18 protein-coding genes are annotated in these 17,580 nt (G+C 67.3%); 6 read left to right on the forward strand and 12 right to left on the reverse strand.

Annotated elements, in window-relative coordinates; all coding sequences use genetic code 11:
- Both JHD80_RS22870 and JHD80_RS22875 read left to right on the forward strand, forming a co-directional pair.
- A partial coding sequence (locus JHD80_RS22870; RefSeq protein WP_199092137.1) for an aminotransferase class III-fold pyridoxal phosphate-dependent enzyme occupies window positions 1–400 on the forward strand: 400 nt, incomplete at its 5' end.
- Between the two features lie 75 nt (window positions 401–475).
- Window positions 476–1,426 (forward strand): LysR family transcriptional regulator, encoded by a 951-nt coding sequence (locus JHD80_RS22875; RefSeq protein WP_199092139.1) that lies wholly within the window; start codon window positions 476–478, stop codon window positions 1,424–1,426.
- A 7-nt stretch (window positions 1,427–1,433) separates the two neighbouring features.
- On the opposite strand, the gene JHD80_RS22880 is transcribed toward JHD80_RS22875, so the two are convergent.
- The 9 genes from JHD80_RS22880 to pip all read right to left on the reverse strand — a co-directional run bounded on the left by JHD80_RS22880 (window position 1,434) and on the right by pip (window position 12,122).
- Window positions 1,434–2,459: a serine hydrolase domain-containing protein gene (locus JHD80_RS22880; RefSeq protein ID WP_248311732.1), complete on the reverse strand. Its 1,026-nt coding sequence runs from the start codon at window positions 2,457–2,459 to the stop codon at window positions 1,434–1,436.
- A 26-nt stretch (window positions 2,460–2,485) separates the two neighbouring features.
- Window positions 2,486–3,280 carry an ABC transporter ATP-binding protein gene (locus tag JHD80_RS22885; RefSeq protein ID WP_199092141.1) on the reverse strand — a complete coding sequence of 265 codons (795 nt, stop codon included), beginning with the start codon at window positions 3,278–3,280 and terminating at the stop codon, window positions 2,486–2,488.
- Window positions 3,277–4,143 carry an ABC transporter ATP-binding protein gene (locus tag JHD80_RS22890; RefSeq protein WP_199092143.1) on the reverse strand — a complete coding sequence of 289 codons (867 nt, stop codon included), beginning with the start codon at window positions 4,141–4,143 and terminating at the stop codon, window positions 3,277–3,279. The genes JHD80_RS22885 and JHD80_RS22890 overlap by 4 nt, the downstream gene beginning before the upstream one ends.
- On the reverse strand, window positions 4,136–5,062 hold the full coding sequence (locus JHD80_RS22895; protein ID WP_199092145.1) for an ABC transporter permease: 927 nt from the start codon (window positions 5,060–5,062) through the stop codon (window positions 4,136–4,138). The genes JHD80_RS22890 and JHD80_RS22895 overlap by 8 nt, the downstream gene beginning before the upstream one ends.
- A 9-nt stretch (window positions 5,063–5,071) precedes the next feature.
- Window positions 5,072–6,142, reverse strand: a complete 1,071-nt coding sequence (locus tag JHD80_RS22900; RefSeq protein ID WP_199092147.1) for an ABC transporter permease — start codon at window positions 6,140–6,142, stop codon at window positions 5,072–5,074.
- Between the two features lie 10 nt (window positions 6,143–6,152).
- Entirely contained in the window at window positions 6,153–7,787 is a 1,635-nt protein-coding gene (locus JHD80_RS22905; RefSeq protein WP_199092149.1) for an ABC transporter substrate-binding protein, read from the reverse strand.
- A 90-nt stretch (window positions 7,788–7,877) separates the two neighbouring features.
- Window positions 7,878–9,305 carry a M20 family metallopeptidase gene (locus tag JHD80_RS22910; RefSeq protein ID WP_199092151.1) on the reverse strand — a complete coding sequence of 476 codons (1,428 nt, stop codon included), beginning with the start codon at window positions 9,303–9,305 and terminating at the stop codon, window positions 7,878–7,880.
- 14 nt (window positions 9,306–9,319) lie between these two features.
- On the reverse strand, window positions 9,320–11,134 hold the full coding sequence (locus tag JHD80_RS22915; protein ID WP_199092152.1) for a S9 family peptidase: 1,815 nt from the start codon (window positions 11,132–11,134) through the stop codon (window positions 9,320–9,322).
- 10 nt (window positions 11,135–11,144) lie between these two features.
- Window positions 11,145–12,122, reverse strand: a complete 978-nt coding sequence (gene pip, locus JHD80_RS22920) for a prolyl aminopeptidase (protein ID WP_349237335.1) — start codon at window positions 12,120–12,122, stop codon at window positions 11,145–11,147.
- 254 nt (window positions 12,123–12,376) lie between these two features.
- Here pip and JHD80_RS22925 point away from each other — a divergent pair, with 254 nt between their 5' ends.
- From JHD80_RS22925 to hpxZ, 3 genes are all read left to right on the forward strand, one after another.
- The gene (locus JHD80_RS22925) at window positions 12,377–12,928 is read left to right on the forward strand and encodes a phosphatase domain-containing protein (RefSeq protein ID WP_199092157.1); all 552 of its coding nucleotides are present in this window, start codon (window positions 12,377–12,379) and stop codon (window positions 12,926–12,928) included.
- A 152-nt stretch (window positions 12,929–13,080) separates the two neighbouring features.
- Window positions 13,081–14,256, forward strand: a complete 1,176-nt coding sequence (locus JHD80_RS22930; protein ID WP_199092159.1) for an amidase — start codon at window positions 13,081–13,083, stop codon at window positions 14,254–14,256.
- Entirely contained in the window at window positions 14,253–14,657 is a 405-nt protein-coding gene (gene hpxZ, locus JHD80_RS22935; RefSeq protein WP_248311733.1) for an oxalurate catabolism protein HpxZ, read from the forward strand. Before JHD80_RS22930 ends, hpxZ begins: the two co-directional genes overlap by 4 nt.
- A gap of 15 nt (window positions 14,658–14,672) precedes the next feature.
- Here hpxZ and JHD80_RS22940 read toward each other — a convergent pair whose 3' ends face one another.
- From JHD80_RS22940 to aptA, 3 genes are all read right to left on the reverse strand, one after another.
- On the reverse strand, window positions 14,673–14,972 hold the full coding sequence (locus JHD80_RS22940) for an alkylphosphonate utilization protein (RefSeq protein ID WP_199092161.1): 300 nt from the start codon (window positions 14,970–14,972) through the stop codon (window positions 14,673–14,675).
- An 86-nt stretch (window positions 14,973–15,058) separates the two neighbouring features.
- Window positions 15,059–15,604: a carboxymuconolactone decarboxylase family protein gene (locus JHD80_RS22945; RefSeq protein WP_199092163.1), complete on the reverse strand. Its 546-nt coding sequence runs from the start codon at window positions 15,602–15,604 to the stop codon at window positions 15,059–15,061.
- A gap of 106 nt (window positions 15,605–15,710) precedes the next feature.
- Window positions 15,711–17,060: an omega-aminotransferase AptA gene (gene aptA / locus JHD80_RS22950; RefSeq protein WP_199092165.1), complete on the reverse strand. Its 1,350-nt coding sequence runs from the start codon at window positions 17,058–17,060 to the stop codon at window positions 15,711–15,713.
- A gap of 140 nt (window positions 17,061–17,200) precedes the next feature.
- Here aptA and JHD80_RS22955 point away from each other — a divergent pair.
- A partial coding sequence (locus tag JHD80_RS22955; protein ID WP_199092167.1) for a helix-turn-helix domain-containing protein occupies window positions 17,201–17,580 on the forward strand: 380 nt, incomplete at its 3' end.

Below are 17,580 nucleotides of genomic sequence, written 5' to 3' on the forward strand. Positions count from 1 at the left end.
GACCTTCGGCGGTTCGAACCTCTCCTGCCGCATCGCCGCCGAGGTGCTCGACATCGTCGAGGAGGAAGGGCTTTCGGCCAATGCCAAGGCGATGGGCGACAAGCTGCTCGCCGGCATGCGCGCGCTGATGACGGACTATCCTTGCGTTGGCGACGTGCGCGGCATCGGCCTCTTCCTCGGGCTGGAGCTGGTCACGGATCGCGAGACGCTGGAGCCCGCGACCGATGCGGCGGCCCATGTCATGAACCGCCTGCGCGACATGCGCATCCTCGTCGGGCGAGAGGGACCGGCCGACAATATCCTCAAGATCCGCCCGCCGCTGACGGTCGGCGCCGACGATGTCGAGATGATCCTCGACCGGCTCAGGATCTGCCTGCGCGAAGTGGAAGCCGCGCGCTAGCGCGGCCTTTCAAGCTCCGGCCCGCTTCTGGCGTGGCCGGAGCGCCCATGCCATCCTGCGCGCGGAGGAACGGCGATGGAGTTGAAATGGCTGGAGGACATGCTGAGCCTGTCGACCACGCTCAGCTTCTCGCGCGCCGCCCGTGAACGGAACATCACGCAATCGGCGCTCAGCCGGCGGATCAAGCAGCTCGAGGACTGGCTCGGCTCACCGCTGTTCGATCGCAGCAGCTACCCGATCCGCCTCACCGAAGCAGGCCGGACCTTCCTGCCGCGCGCCCAGGACATCCTGAGGCAGGTGCAGGGCGCAAGGCAGGAGCTGCGCCAGCAACATGAAGATGCCGCTGAGACGCTGGTCTTCTCCACGCTCAACACCCTATCGCTGACCTATTTCCCCAGCCTGATCCGCCGCCTGGAAGAGACGCTCGGCCCGCTGAAAACGCGCTTCTGCGACCAGCGCTCGTCCTTCGACGGCAATGTCGCGCTGCTCGACCGCGGCGAATGCGATTTCCTGCTGACCTATGCCCATGAGGCGGTGTCGCCGGAACTCGATCCCGAACGCTTCACCTATCGCCGGCTCGGCAGCGAACGGGCGATTCCCGTATCGATTCCTGACGGCAATGGCGCGCCGCTTCATGCCTTCCGCTGTGGCGATGCGCCGGTGCGCTTGCTGAGCTATGGCAGCTCGACCTTCTTCGCGCGGCGGCTCGCCCTGCTCTTCGCCGAGCGGCCGACGCCGCTGGTCACCGTCTACGAGAACCCGATGTCGGTCGGCCTCAAGGCCATGGTGCTCGCCGGGCGCGGCGTCGCCTGGGTGCCGGAAAGCCTTGTCGTTGAGGAATTGCGCAGCGGGCAGCTCGTGCCGGCAGCCGATACCTCGTGGTACGTCTCGGCCGAAATCCGGATTTATCGGGCAAGGCAGCAGGGCCGCCTGCCCGTCGAGCAGTTCTGGGCGGCCCTCGCCGAGAGCAGCCGGCCCGCCAAGTCGCAAAACCCTGGCCGCGCACCGGTATCGGCGAGCGCCTGACGCGTCCTCAATCTTGCCGGCGCGCTTCGAGGATCAGGCGCAGCAGGCGGCCGAAGGCGAAGCGGCTCACCTCCGTGCCCTTGATGTCGGTGTCGACGCGGTGGACGATGACGAGGTCGAGCGAGGGAATGACCAGACAGGTCTGTCCGCCGACGCCCTGGGCGCTGTAACTGCCGGCTGGCAGCACGACTCCGGGGAAGCCCGTGCCGGAGCGCTCGGTCCACCACATATAGCCGTAGCCGCCGCGCGGCCCGGCATCGGAAAGCGGCAGCACGCTGGTCGCGACCCAGTTGGCCGGGACGATCTGCTCGTTTTCCCAGCGGCCCTGCCGAAGGAACATCAGGCCGAAGCGCGCGAGATCGCGCGTCGACATCCGGAACGGATAGGCGGGATGAACCGAGCAATCGTCCGGCTGCAGCCAGCCGTCGCGCCGCTCGCCGTCGAGGCGGAAATCCTCCATGCCCAGCGGGCGGCCGATCCGCGCCAGGAAATCGTCATGGATGTCGGAACCTGTCAGCGCCGTGAAGATCGTGCCGAGCGCGTTGAAATCCCAGTTGTTGTAGAGCCAGAAGGTACCTGGCGGCTGCGAATGGCGCGGCGGCTTGATCGACTTCATCCAGGGCGATTCATAGCCGGCCGGATGGAAGATGCCGGAGCGTGCCGTCAGCAGGTCGTAAATCGTCGCGGCCTTCTCCAGGGTGCTGAGACCTTCCTTGTCGTCGATGCCGAGCTCGGCGAGCGTCCGCGACAGGTCGATCCGGCCCTCCTCCTCATGGATGCCGATCAGGGCGCTGAGGAAACTCTTGCGGACGGAATGGCACTGGTAGCGATGGGCGAGATCACCGCGGCTCGCCACCACGCGCCCGCCCTGCACGATCATCAGCGTCGCCGTCGAGATGGTGTCGGCATAGCGCCAGGCGCGGTCGAGCCCCTCGCGCGACCAGCCCGCCGCCTCCGGCGCGATGGTCTCCCAGCCCTTCGCCGGCCAATGTTCCGTGCTCTCGGCCACGCCCGTCATGCCTGTCTCATTCATTGTCTGTTTCCTAGAAGCCCGTCCGCTCACGCGATCGGGCGATAGCCGACGCTCGCCTCAAGGAACTCGCGCGTATAGGGCTCATGCGCCCGGCCGGCCCTGACGTCAGCAGCGCTCATCTCCTCTAGAATGCGGCCCTCGCTCATCATCGCGACGCGCTCGCAGAGATGCGTCACGACCGCGAGATCATGGCTGACCATCAGATAGGTCAGGTCTCGGTCACGGCGGAGCTGCTTCAGCAGGTTGAGGATTTCCGCCTGCACGGAGACGTCGAGCGCCGAGGTCGGCTCGTCCAACAGCAGCAGCTCCGGCTCGATGATCAGCGCCCGCGCGATCGCGACGCGCTGGCGCTGCCCGCCCGAGAGCTCGTGCGGGAAGCGATAGCGGAAGGACGGTCCGAGGCCGACGGCGGTCAGGATTTCGTCGATGCGCTCCTGCGGCCGGTCGAAGCCGTGGATCTTCAGCGGCTCGGCCAGCACGTTCTGCACCATCTTACGCGGGTGCAGCGAGGAATAGGGGTCCTGGAACACCATCTGCACGCGCCGGAAGAAGGCCTTGTCGCGCTTATGCGGCACCTCGCGATCCTGGAAGGCAATCGTGCCGCCATACTCGCTGTTGAGCCCGGCAAGCGCGCGCAGCACGGTCGACTTGCCGCAGCCGGATTCGCCGATCAGCCCGAAGGCTTCGCCATGCCCAAGCGTGAAGGAGACATCGTCCACTGCCTTCAGCATCGAGCGGCCACGGCCGAAGACGACCGAGAGATGGCTGACCGTCAGCGCGGCCGGGCGGTTCACCGCCGGAGCGGGATCGACAGCGCTCATGCCCGGCTCCCGCTCTGCAAAGTCGGCCCGTCCAGCCAAGCCGGGTCGCGGCTCGGCACCTGCAGCATGTCGGCCTGCCGGTCGAGGCGCGGCAGGCTGTCGAGGAGCGCACGGGTATAGGGATGGCGCGCATTGCGCAGTTCTCGCGCCGGGATGTCCTCCATGATCCGGCCAGCATACATCACCAGCACGCGGTCGCAGAAATCCGCCACGAGATTGAGGTCGTGGCTGATGAAGATCAGCCCGGCGCCGCGCCGCGTCACCAGCTCGTCGAGGATGCTCAGCACCTGCCGCCGGATGGTGACGTCGAGCGCCGAGGTCGGCTCGTCCGCGATGATCAGGTCCGGCTCCGGGATCAGCATCATCGCGATCATGATACGCTGGCCCATGCCTCCCGAAACCTCGTGCGGATAGAGCCTGAAGACGCGGGCCGGGTCGCGGATCTTCACCGCTTCCAGCATGGCGAGCGCTTTGGCTTCCGCCTCCTTGCCGCCGACCTTGTGGTGCAGCCGGTAGGCCTCGGTGATCTGCTCGCCGACCCGCATCAGCGGATTGAGCGAGAATTTCGGGTCCTGCAGGATCATCGAGATGCGGTTGCCGCGGATGGTCCGCATCTGGCGTTCGCTGGCCGCGAGCAGGTCGATCCCGTCGAAGGAGAGCTTTCTGGCGGAGATGGTCGCCGCCTTCGGAGTCAGCTTCAGGATCGTGCGCCCGGTCAGCGACTTGCCGGAACCGGATTCGCCGACGATGCCAACCTTCTCGCGGCCGACGCTGAAGGAGATGCCGCGCACCGCCTGCACAGAGCGATGCGCGCCTTTGAAGGTGACGGAGAGGTCCTCGACCTCGAGCAGCGGCTTATCCATGGCGCGGATCCAGGATGTCGCGCAGGCCGTCGCCGAACAGGTTGAAGGCCAGGCTGGTGACGAGGATGGCGAGGCCGGGAATGCCGGCGATCCAGCCATTGGTCAGGATGAACTCGCGGCCCGACGCCAGCATCGCCCCCCATTCCGGGCTCGGCGGCTGCGCGCCCAGGCCGAGGAAGCCGAGGCCGGCCGCAGTCAGGATGATCGACGCCATGTTGAGGGTGATGCGCACCACGACGGAGGGGATGCACATCGGCACGACATGGCCGAGGATGATCCGCAGCGGCGACGCGCCCTGCAGGCGGACCGCCGCGATGTAGTCGGATTTGCGAATCGACAGCGTCTCAGCCCGCGCCAATCGCGCAATCGGCGGCCAGGCGGCGAGCGCGATCGCGATGATCGCGTGGTCGATGCCCGGCCCGAGCGCCGCGACGAAGGCGAGGGCCAGCACCAGGCTCGGAAACGCCAGGAAGATGTCGACGATGCGCATCAGCACGGTATCGACCCAGCCGCCGAGATAGCCGGAGGTCGTGCCGACGATCAGCCCGAGCGGCGCCGCGATCACCGCCGTCAGCAGGGCGATGTAGAGCGTGATCCGCGCGCCGAAGACCAGCCGGCTGAAGATGTCGCGGCCAAGCTCGTCGGTGCCGAACCAGTGCGCGGCGGAGGGCCGCTGCAGGCGCATCGTCAGGTCCTGCGCGTAGATGTCATGCGTCGCGATCAAGGGCGCGAACAACGCCGTGAGCGCGATCAGCACGATGATGGCGAGGCCGAACAGGGCGGCGGGATTGGCCTTGAGCCGCCACCATTTCAGCGACAATTGCTGCATCCGCGCCTGGAAGGGCGAGGACGGGACGGGCGCGGCGAGCCAGGCCTTGAGGCCTTGCGCGCCGGCCGGGTCGATGGGTTGTGGTGCCATGGCCATGCCTCAGCGGGTCCGCGGGTCGAAAACCCGGTAAAGCAGGTCGCACAACAGGTTGAGCGTGACGAAAATGACGCCGACCAGGAGCGTGCAGCCGACGACCGCGTTCATGTCGCCGGCGAGCAGAGCATTGGTCAGGTAGCGGCCGAAGCCCGGCCAGGCGAAGACCGTCTCGGTCAAGACCGCGCCTTCGAGCAGGAAGGCGTAGGAGAGCGCGACCACCGTCACCACCTGCACGGCGATGTTCCGGAAGGCATGGCCCCAGACCGTGCGCGCCCAGGACAGACCCTTCACCCGCGCCGTCACGACATATTCCTGGCTGAGCTGCTCCATCATGAAGCTGCGGGTCATACGGCTGATATAGGCGAGCGAGCTGAAGGCCAGGATCGAGGCCGGCAGGATGATGTGCGACACGGCATTGCCGAACATCTCCCAGTTGCCGGCCAGCAAGCTGTCGATCAGCAGGAACCCGGTGACCGGTTCAAGGTCGAACTCATAGGTGAAGTCGATGCGGCCCGGACCGCCGACCCAGCCCAGCGTCGCGTAGAACAGCACCAGCCCCATCAGGCCGAGCCAGAAGTTCGGCGCGGAATAGCCGATCAGGCCGACGACCCGAACGATCTGGTCGAGCCAGGAACCACGATACATCGCCGAGAGCACGCCGAGCGGAATGCCCAAGCTCGTGCCGATCACGATCGCGACGCTGGCGAGCTCGATCGTCGCCGGGAAGACGCGGGCGATGTCGGCCATCACCGGCTTGCCGGTGGTCAGCGCCATGCCAAAATCAAGATGCAGCACGCCCCGGATATAGCGGCCGAACTGGACATAAAGCGGCTGGTCGAGACCGAGCTGCTTGTACATCGCCTGATAGGCTTCCTGGGTCACGTTGTCGCCGAGCACGGCGACGACGGGATCAAGCGGCAGCAGGCGGCCGATGAAGAAGGTCAGCGCCGCCAGCCCGAGCAGGGTGACAGCGAAGGAGGCGAGCGTTCGGCCCGAAGCCTTGAGCCAGGACGGAAAGATGGTCCGTCCCGGATCGGAGCTCTGGCCGGACGCGGCGATGGCGGTCCGGGACATCGCGGCGGCCTTACTTGGCCGCTAGCTCGTAATAGGCCCGGAAGCCGTTCCAGGTCCACGCCTTCAGGTCCTTGCGCACGCCGGCGACGTTATTCATCTGGAACATGAAGGCCATCGGGCCCTTGGCCATGACGTCCTTCTGGAGCGTCGCATAGAGCGCGTCGCGCTTGGCCGGATCGGGCTCGAGCAGTGCCTCGTCGACCTTCTTGTTGAGGTCGAGATCCTGATAGGCCGAGCGCCAGCTCGGATACTGCGTCTGCTTGGCTTCCGGCCGGTTATCGGGATTGAACACCAGGCGCGAGGCGTTGCCATGGGCGTCCGGCACGTTGGTCTGCCAGGCCAGCATCGCCGACTGGTATTCGCGCCCGCGCACCTTGCTGAAGAGCTGGGCATTGGCCATGCGCTCCAGCGAGAGCTTGACGCCGACCTTGGCGGCGTTCTGCTGCACACTCTGGGCGATCGGATTGGCATGGGGCAGCGTGCCGAAGAGCACGCTCGCCTCGAAGCCGTTGGAATAGCCGGCTTCCGTCAGGAGCTGCTTGGCCTTGTCGAGGTCGAGCTTGAAGGGCTGCCCCTCCTTCGCGTCGAGGGCGCCGACAGCGCCGAGCTGGGCGAAGCTGGCGCGCGGCACGCCGAGATAGGTCATCACCGTCTTGCCGAGGCCCTCGTAGTCGATGAGGTAGCGCATCGCGAGGCGCACCTTCTCCTTCGAGAACGGACCGTCCGCGACGTTGAAGCCCCAGTAGAACAATTGCGGCCTGAGCACCTTGACGATCGAGACGTCCTTGGAGCCTTCCAGGTCCTTCAGGTCTTCCGGCGTCAGGTCGCGAGCGACATCGACATCTCCCTGGCTGAGCAGCAGGCGCTGGGTGCCGGGCTCGGCGACATGGCGGATCAGGATGCGCTTCAGGCCGGGTGCCTTGCCCCAATAGCCGTCATTCGCCTCCAGCACGATCGACTCGCCGGCATTCCAGCGCGTCAGCTTGTAGGGGCCGACGCAGGCCGTACGCGTCGCCAGATATTTGTTGCCGAGATCGCTACCCTGCTCGTTCGCCATCAGGGTCTTCCTGTCCATCACCATGGAGACCCGGTTGGCGGCGATCGACTGCAGCACGAGCGTCGTCGGATAGGGCTTGTCGAGCTTGAACGTGACCGTGTTGTCGCCGGCGACGATGGTCTGCTCGACATTGTCCTTGGTGAAGCCGAACTCGGTCAGCGTCGCCGCATTGCCGAAGTTCAGCTTGACGACGCGGTGCAGCGACCAAGCGACATCCTCGGCCGTGACGGGATTGCCGGAGGGGAATTTCGCGCCCTTGTGCAGGTGGAAGGTGATCTCCTTGCGATCGGGCGAGACGTCCCAGCGCTCGGCGAAGCTCGGCTGGACCTTGCGCTCGTCGGCGGGGTCGAAATCGACCAGCGTGTCGCAGGTGTTCTGCAGGATTTCGTTGGTGACGACCTCGCCGACCTGGGCAGGGTCGAAGGTGCTGATCGCGTCGACATTCCAGGCCATCACCAATGCATTCTTCGGCGTCGCGGCGAAGGCCGCTCCCGCGCCGGCGCAAAGCGCGGCAACCGCCGCGGCGGAGAGGAGCCTGCGCCCGGCGGAGCGTCGCTTGGTTCCGGTCACGTCGTTTCGGTTGGTCATGCTCTCGATCCCGCTCTTTGATTATCGTTGGACTGGAAATGCATCGGTCGCCGGGAGCAGCCCACGCGGCCGCTCCCGGATGATGCCGACTCAGGCGGCCCGGGGCCGCGGCTTGATCGGCGGCTTCACCTCGGCCGGGATCGGGCAGACATAGGGCGTCCGCGTCACCCGCTCCTGATGGTCCTTCTTGGCCCGCGCCAGCAACGTCTCGTCGCTGATCACATCCACCGCGGTCGCCGCCATGATCTTGGCGGCATGGACCATGCCCTTGTGCGCGGCCGGCGCCTTGCCCTGCGCCGTGATCTGCCAGGAATGGCCGGGCGTGCCGATGGCATGGGTCGCGACCCGCGCCTGGATGGTCGGCACCTTCCAACTGACATCGGCGACATCGGTCGAGCCGATCATCGGCACGCCGCGCGTGCCCTGCGGCACGACGAAATCGCAAAGCGGCGTGTTCTCGCGCGGCGCGATCCCGGTCTTGCGGTAGTCGTTGAGGATGTCGGCCGGCCCGAGCGTCGCCTGGATCTTCGCGGCGAAAGCCTTGTCGGCCTCATCGAAGGGCACGGGGCCGAGCCGGTCGATATTCCCGAACATCGCGTCTTCCAGCGGCGTGTTGCCGAGCATGTTGGAAACCGCGCTCATGATCGAGATCGAGACCGTGGTCTCGGTCATCAGGGCCGCGCCCTCGGCGATCTTCTTCACGCGCTCGTTGAGCTCCAGCATGCCGGCGAGGTCGCGGGCCCGGATGGCGTAGCGCACCTTGGCCGAGGCCTGCACGACGTTGGGCGCGATGCCGCCGGCATCGAGATAGGCATAATGGATGCGCGCATCCGACGGCATATGCTCGCGCATGTAGTTGACGCCGACATTCATCAGTTCCACCGCATCGAGCGCCGAGCGGCCGAGATGCGGCGCGGCAGCGGCATGCGAGGCGCGGCCGGTGAACTGGAAATCCATCCGGGTGTTGGCCAACGACAAGGCATCGTCGACCTTGGTCATCGTGGCCGGGTGCCAGGATATCGCGACATCGACATCATCGAAGGCGCCGGCCCGCACCATGAAGGCCTTGGCCGCGCCGCCCTCTTCCGCCGGGCAGCCGAAATAGCGCACGCGCCCCGGGCGGCCGGTCTTGGCGAGCCAGTCCTTCACCGCCGTCGCCGCCAGCAGCGCGGCCGAACCCAGCATGTTGTGGCCGCAGCCATGGCCGTGACCGCCGGCCTCGACCGGCTTCGGCTCGGCGATACCAGCCTCCTGGCTCAGGCCCGGCAGCGCGTCATACTCGCCGAGGATGGCGATGACCGGGCCGCCCTCGCCCGCCTCGCCCATCACCGCGGTCGGGATGCCCGCGACGTTCTCGGTGATGCGGAAGCCCTGCTCCTTGAGCATCGCGATATGCTCGCCGACCGAGCCATACTCGGTATAGGCGATCTCGGGCATGCCCCAGACGCGGTCGCTCAGTGCCTCGAAAGGCTGCCGCTTGGCATCGACCAGCTCCCAGATGATCTCGGAATTCTGCATGGCTGGTATCCTTTCTACAGATGCTCTCGCAGGAAACGGGCCACCCCGCCGAAAACGGCGCGCCGGTTCTCGATCCGGGCGAAGCCGTGGCCCTCATGCGGGATGCGCAGATACTCGACCGGCCGGCCGAGACCGCGCAGCACGGAATAGATCATCTCGCTCTCGCCCGGCGGCACGCGGGGGTCGTCGAGTCCCTGCGCGATGAAGAGCGGCACGCGGATGCGGTCGAGCTTATGGATCGGCGAGAAGCGGATCAGGTTCTCGCGATCGGCGACCGGATCGCCATATTCGACAGCGCGCAGATAGCGCCGCCACGGCCCGGTCGTCTGCAGCAGCGTCAGGAAATTGGCGATGCCGTAGAATTCGATGCCGACCTTCCACAAATCCGGCTGCTCGGTCAGCGCCGCCAGCACCATGAAGCCGCCATAGGAGCGACCATAGACGGCGACGCGCTCATCATTCACATCCGACTGCTCGCGCAGCCAGAGCCTGACCGCCTTGAGATCGGCGACGCTGTCCATGCGCAGATGCTTGTCGTCGAGATGGTGGTAGCTGCGGCCATAACCGGTCGAGCCGCGCACGTTCGGCGCGATCACCATGATGCCCTGGCTCAGGAAGAACTGCAGGTCGGCCCGGAAGATCGGGGTCCACTGCGCCTCCGGACCGCCATGTACGACGACGACAGCGGGATAGCCCCCGTCGGGCGCCTTGCCGCGCGGCCGGTAGACGAAGAACGGGACTTCTAGCCCGTCGAAGCTTTTCGTACTCGCAACCGTCGGCTCGACGAAGCCGGCCGGGTCGAGCCCGGCCTTCGAGGCATCGGTCAGGCGCTTCACCTGCTTCGAAGCGATATCGAAGCGCCAGATATCCGGCGACGAGGTCGAACCGTCGAGCGGGAAGATCAGTCCCGAACCATCCGGCAGCCAGGCGACGGAGCCGATCGAGCCGGCAGGGAAGCCTTCGACTTCGAACTCGGCCCCACCGGCGATATCCCGCACGAAGATGCGGTTCCAGCCGCGATCATTCGCGACATAGGCGAGGCGGTTCTGGTCCGGCGCCAGCGCCACCGCCTCGATATCCTGCCCGTCGCGCTCGACGACCCAGTTGAGCGCGCCGTCGGTCGCCGAGCGGAAGGCGACGCTGAGAAATTCCCGGCCCTGGTCGGTGATCGTGAAGAAGCCGCTGCCGTCCTTCTTCATCCGGCTGGCGGCATAGCGGGCCCGACCCTCATGCGGCAGCAGCGCCTCGCGCGCCCCGCTTTCGAGATCGAGCCGATAGAGGTCCTGGTCGTTCATCGCGTGGGTGGCGTCGGCCATCAGCAGCGAGCGCCCGTCCGGGAAGAAGGCCAGCGCCTCGCGATAGCCGCTGCCTTCGAACACGCGCCGCGTCGCCCGCGTCGCCATGTCCATCACATAGATGTCCATATGCTCGCGGTCGCGCGCGTTCGAGGCGAAGGCGATGCGCTGCCCGTCCGGCGCCCAGCAACCCCAGACATGGACCACGGTCGGATCGTCGGTCAGCGGCTGCGGCACGCCCGAGGCCCCCGGCACGAGCCAGAGTTGGTGGCGTTCGTCGCCGCCGCAATCCATGGTGAAGAGCAGGTCGCGGCTCTTCGGGTTGAAGGCGATCGAACCGACGGGTTCCGGCATGTCGGTCAGGCGCCAGGGCGCCCCGCCGGCGAGCGGCCGGAGCCAGATCTGGTGCGTGCCGCTCTCGTCGCTGAGATAGGCGAGGAGCTCGCCATCCGGCGCCACCGCCGGGCTCTTGGCGCTGCGGATTTCGAGATAGGGCGCGATGCCCGGGCGGATCTGGCTGGCGGCTTCGGACATGGTGCTTCCTTCAGGCCGCGAGGGCCGGCATCGAATCGCGCAAGCGATCGGTCGCATCGCGCAGCGCCAGAGACAGGGCCGGCGCATTCGGCGTCGCCGCGTGGTTGGCCTCGGTCACGATGGTGAAGCGCGCCTCGGGCCAGGCTGTCTTCAGGCTCCAGGCCGTGCACATCGGCGTCACGATATCGTACCGCCCCTGCACGATCTCGGCCGGCAGGTGGCGGATGCGCGAGACGTCGCGCAGCAATTGGCCGGGTTCGAGGAAGGCGCCGTTGACGCAGTAATGCGTGAAAATGCGGGCCAGTGCGAGCGCGGCATCCGGCTCGGTCAGCGCCGCGACATGCTCGGCATCGGGCAGGAAGGTCTGCGTCTTCCCCGAGAAGGTGCGCAAGGCTATGGCAGCGGCTATCTGCTGCTCGCGGTCGGGGCCGGTCAGCCGGCGGTAATAGGCGCCGAGCAGATCGCCGCGCTCCGCCTCCGGCACGAAATTGGCGAAGACCTCCCAATGGTCCGGGAAGATCGTGCGCGAGCCGTGGAACCACCAGTCGATCTCGGCGCGCTCCGCCATGAAGATGCCGTGCAGGCGGAAGCCGAGGCAGCGCTCGGGATGGGCCTGCCCATAGGCGAGCCCAAGGCAGCTGCCCCAGGAACCACCGGTGACAAGCCAGAGCGCGATGCCGAGATGCTCCCGGATGCGTTCGAGATCGGCTATCAGCGCCTGCGTGGTATTGCCGGCCAGCTCCGCCAGGGGGCTGGAGCGCCCGGCCCCGCGCTGGTCGAAGGTCACGATCCGGAAGGCGGACGGGTCGAAGGTCTTGCGCTGGGCCGGCTTGGTGCCTCCGCCGGGCCCGCCATGCAGGAAGACCACGGGAATGCCGTCGGGATTGCCGCTCTCTTCGACATGGAGCTCATGTCCGTCCCCGGCCGGCAGGCGCAGGGAACGATAAGGCTCGACCGCCTCGTAGAGAGTGCTGTAATCGTCTGGCACGCCGGGCTCCGCCGAACCGGAGCGCCGCAGCACGCCCCTGATGACGGGAGGATGGCACGCCCGAAGCGCCGCTGGCCAATGCATTCGCGGCGCATTGTTATGATGATCTGGAATAGATTGCGGCAAACCGCGCGCTGCCTTTTGCTCTTTCCCGCATTCCGCTTTGCCGCTCAGCGCGGGGGGCACCAACATCGCCTCGCACGAAGACAGTACGGCCGTTAGAATGCCTTGCTGCCCACTCCCTGGAGGATTGTTTGCACAGCCCGGCGCCTTCCGTTTCCCGCCTCGACCTGCCCGGTTTCGCCGGCGCGCTCCTGCTCGGCCCCTGCCCCGGCCGGCGCAAGGAGACGCTCGATAAGGCCGCATCGCGGGTGGCGCTGACCGAGGATCTGTCGCGGCTCGCTGCCTTGGGCGCGCGCGGCCTGCTCAGCCTCGTGGAAGCCAGGGAATTTCCGGAAGGCTTCGCCAACGCCATCCATGCGGCCGGGCTGGAATGGACCCATCTCCCAATCCCCGATTACGGCGTGCCGGATGCGGGCTTCATGACCGGCTGGCGCAAGCTCGATCTGGCGCATCGCCTCCGCGAAGGCGAGAGCTGGGCGATCCATTGCCGCGCCGGCCTCGGCCGCACAGGCACCATCGCCGCGCTGCTGCTCGTCGAGAATGGGGCAAGTGCGGCAGACGCGATCGCAGTGATCCGCCGCGAGCATGACGCGGCCGCAGTCGAGACCGAGGCTCAGGTTGCGTTCCTGATCGCGCAGGAACAAGGCGCAATCCGGTCTGCTGCCGCAGAAGCTTCCCGGTGACGGACGCGACAAGCCGGCGCGGCGGCGCTTGCAGCGGCGGCAAAGCGGCTTAGGCTGCCTCGAACGATCAGCCGAATCCGACGAAGGACTGAAGCCGTGCCGATGCCGACCCGACCGACCTGCCCGGGCGAAACACGATCGCCGAGGCTGTGATGGAGGATCGCGTCAACGCCTTCGTGCCCGGCCCGCGCATCCGCATTCCCGGCAAGCCGGGCGGATCGCTCTCGGGTCTCACCTTCGCGGTCAAGGACCTGTTCGACGTCGCGGGCACGCCGACCGGTGGCGGCAACCATGACTGGGCTCGGGCCAACCCCATCCCGGAGCAGCATGCCTGGGCGGTGCAGACCCTGCTGGACGCCGGTGCCGAGCTCGTCGGCAAGACGATCACCGACGAGGTCTCGCTCGGCATCCTCGGCGAGAATGCGTTCGACGGCACGCCCCTGAACACGGCCGCGCCCGATCGCGTGCCGGGCGGCTCCTCGTCGGGCTCGGCCGCGGCCGTCGCCGCCGGGCTCTGCGACACCGCCTTGGGCACCGATACCGGCGGCTCGATGCGCGTGCCCGGCAGCTTCTGCGGGCTCTACAGCATCCGCCCGACCCATGGCCGGCTCGACCTGACCGGCCTGATGCCGCAGGCGCCGAGCTCGGACACGGCCGGCTGGTTCACGCGCGACGCCGCGACCTTCGCGCGCATCGGCACGGCGCTGCTCGGCGAGGCGCCCGGCCCGCTGCCGACGAAGCTCCTCGTCGCCACCGACGCTTTCGGCTTCGCCGACCCGGAGGTGGCGGAGGCGCTCCGGCCGATGGTCGAGCGGCTCGCCCGCGTGCTCGGCGCGACGCCGCGCGACGAGATCATGGCGCCGCAGGGCCTGTCCGTCTGGGCGCGGGCGCAGCGCAGCCTGCAACCGGTCGAGGCCTGGCAGACCTTCCGTCCCTGGATCGAGCGGGACAATCCGCGCATGGCCTTCAGCGTCGCGGCCGGGCTGATCGCCGGCTCGCAGGTGCCAGTCGCCGAGCAGAACTGGGCCGCCCTGATGCGCGAGGAAGCCCGCGCGCGGCTGCGCTACCTGCTGCCATCAGGCACCATCCTGTGCCTGCCGACGACGCCCTTCCCCGCGCCCTTGCGCGGTCTGCCGATGCCGGTTCTCCGGCCGATGCGGGATCGCATCACCTGCCTCTGCGCGCAGGGCGGGCTTGCCGGCCATCCACAGGTTAACCTGCCCGGCGCCCTCGTCGACGGCGCGCCCATCGGCCTGTCCATCATCGGCTCACGCGGCAGCGATGCCAGCCTGATCGCCGTCGCACAGGCCATGGAGGCCGCATCATGACCGACCTGACCCCGAACATCCCCGACGTCGTGGCCGAGATCAGCGCCCTGTTCGAACGTTACGAGCAGGCACTTGTCGACAAGGATGTCGACGTGCTCGACGCCTCGTTCTGGAACAGCCCCTACACGATCCGCTATGCGCTTCACGAGAACGGCTACGGCTTCCAGGAGATCCACGGCCATCGCGTCGCGCGCCCGCCGGGGCCGGGCATCAAGGAGAAACGGATCAGGCTGGAGATCCTGACGCTGGGACGCGACATCGCCACCGTGAACCTTGAGTTCAAGGTGCGCGGACGCGACGTCATCGGCCGGCAGAGCCAGAGCTGGGTGCGCTTTCCCGATCTGGGCTGGAAGGTGGTCTCCGCCCATGTCTCGACGATGGAGGGGCCGCGCCTCTGGTAGGCGCAGCCCGAGGCATCAACGCTTGCGGACGAACTCCGTCCGCAGCACGAGGCCCTTGATCGTGTCGTGGCGGCAGTCGATCTCCTCGACGTTCTCCGTCAAACGGATCGTGCGGATGACCGTGCCCTGCTTCAGGGTCTGATTGGCGCCCTTCACCTTGAGGTCCTTGACCAGCACGACGGAATCGCCGTCGGCGAGCACGTTGCCGGCGGCATCGCGCACCACGGGCGCAGCGGCAGCAGCCGCCTGCTTCACGTCCGAGGCCGGGCGCCATTCGCCGGTCGCCTCGTCATAGATGTAATCGTCGTCGGACATGTCGTTCCCGTCTTGCGGCCGGGCGCTCGCGATCGGCCCAGTCAGGCGGGGTTACACGATGCCCGCCTGCTTCGCCAAATCGACGGCTAGACGGTGCCCAGCGGCTTCTCGGCCATCTCCATCGCGATCGCCTCATCGATCGGCGTCTCGTAGGTCATCAGCATGTAGCCGAGCACCGAATAGAAGCCGACCGTCGCCATCAGGTCGAACACCGCCTCGCGCCCGATCGCCGCGGCAAGCTCGGCCTCCTGCGATAGCGACAGGCGCTTGTCGATGAAGAGCGCATCGACCGCCCGCACGATCAATCCGTCCTCGCCCTGCGGATCGCCGCGTAGCGCGGCGATGCGCTGATCGCTCATCCCGAGCACCCGCGCGCGGCTGACATGATGCGCCCATTCATAGGGCGAGCCCATACGGTGCGCCGCACGCAGGATCACCACCTCGGAGCGCACCGGGCCGAGCGCGCTGTCCTTGACGACATGCTGGCGCAGCGGCGCCCAGGCCTTCAGCAGCGCCGGGTGATGCGCCATCGTCCGGTAGACATTGAGCGCACCGGCAAAGCCGGTCTTCATCTCGGCGATCGCCTCGGGCCAGTCGGCATCGCTGATCGGCGGGCAGGGAGAGGTCGTCATCGGCTATCTCGTGGAGGTCAGGGCGCGAGACATCTAGCACAGAGCGCCGACGGCAGCATTCGATCCCGATGCGACGGCGATCTCGCGCCGCCGCATCTGAACGCCGTCAGGCCACCCGCTTCAGCGCGCCGCGCAGCGTCTCGACCATCTCTCCGATCTGGTCCTCCTCGACGATCAGCGGCGGCGACAGCGCGATGATGTCGCCGGTGACGCGGATCAGCAGCCCCTTCTCGAAACAGTCGACGAAGACCTCGTAGGCGCGTGCGCCGGCGGCACCGTCGCGCGAGGAAAGCTCGATGCCGGCGACGAGGCCGAGATTGCGGATATCGACGACATGCGGCGCATCGTGCAGCGAATGCACCGCGTTCTCCCACACCGGCGCCAGCTTGGCCGCCCGCGTCAGCAGCCCCTCGGACGCGTAGATGTCGAGCGTGGCGAGGCCCGCCGCGCAGGCGACCGGGTGACCCGAATAGGTATAGCCGTGGAACAGCTCGATCATCGCGTCCGGCCCGGTCATCAGGCCATCATGCACCTTTCGGCTGGCGAAGACCGCGCCCATCGGCACGGCGCCGTTGGTCAGGCCCTTGGCGGTGGTCATCAGGTCCGGCATCACCCCGAAATAATCGGCGGCGAAAGGCGTGCCGAGGCGCCCGAACCCCGTGATGACCTCGTCGAAGATCAGGAGGATGCCGTGCTTCGTCGCGATCTCGCGCAGGCGCTGCAGATAGCCCTTCGGCGGCAGCAGCACGCCGGTGGAGCCCGCCATCGGCTCGACGATGACGGCCGCGATCGTCTCCGCGCCGTGCAGCGCGACCAGCCGCTCGAGATCGTCGGCGAGCTCGGCACCATGCTCGGGCAGGCCGCGGGTGAAGGCGTTGCGGGCGGGATCATGGGTGTGGCGCAGATGGTCGGTCCCCGGCAGCTGCGGGAAGACGCGGCGGTTGTTGACGAGGCCGCCGACCGAGATGCCGCCGAAGCCGACGCCGTGATAGCCGCGCTCGCGCCCGATCAGGCGGGTCCGCGTGCCCTGGCCGATGGCACGCTGATAGGCGACCGCGATCTTGAGCGCGGTATCGACCGATTCAGAACCCGAGCCGGTGAAGAACACGCGATCGAGCTTGTTCGCCTCCTCGCCCGGCGCGATGGCGGCGAGCCGCTCGGCGAAATCGAACACGATGGGGTGGCCCATCTGGAAGGCCGGCGCGAAATCGAGCTCGGCGATCTGGTGCGAGACGGCTTCGCTGATCTGGCGGCGGCCATGGCCGGCATTGCAACACCACAGCCCGGCGGTGCCGTCCAGGACCTTGCGGCCGTCCTCGGTGGCGTAATGCATGCCGCTGGCGCTGGCGAGCAGGCGCGGCGCCTGCTTGAACTGCCGGTTCGCGGTGAACGGCATCCAGAAGGCATCGAGCGAACGGGCGTTCTGCAGCGTGGACGGCTTGGTGTTGACGGTCATGACGGCCTCCCTTTGAGGCCCGTCAGTGCTCATGTTTTCGTCAGCGCAACAAGTCTGTTTCAGTAGAGCGCTAATGCCTTGAAAAATAACAATCCATCTGGCTATCGTTCAAGATCGAGAACAGCAGGAACAGGCCGGCGATGAATATCGATGTCGGGGCCCGGCTCAGATATGTCCGGATGCAGCGCGGCCTGTCGCAGCGCGCGCTGGCCAAGCAGGCCGGCGTGACCAATTCCTCGATCTCGCTGATCGAGGCGAACGAGGTGAACCCATCCGTCGGCGTCCTCAAGCGCATCCTCGACGGCATCCCGATCAGCCTGTCCGAATTCTTCGCCTTCGAGCCGGAGAAGCCGCGGCAGGTTTTCTACCGGGCCGAAGAACTCGTCGAGATCGGCAAGGGCGGCATCTCCTTCCGCCAGGTCGGCGAGAACCTGTTCGGCCGCGCCCTCCAGATCATCAAGGAGCGCTACGAGCCCGGCGCCGATACCGGCCGCGTGCTCCTGACCCATGAGGGCGAGGA

The organism is Allobosea sp. ASV33 (genome assembly GCF_016428755.1).
Classification (GTDB): Bacteria; Pseudomonadota; Alphaproteobacteria; order Rhizobiales; family Beijerinckiaceae; genus Allobosea.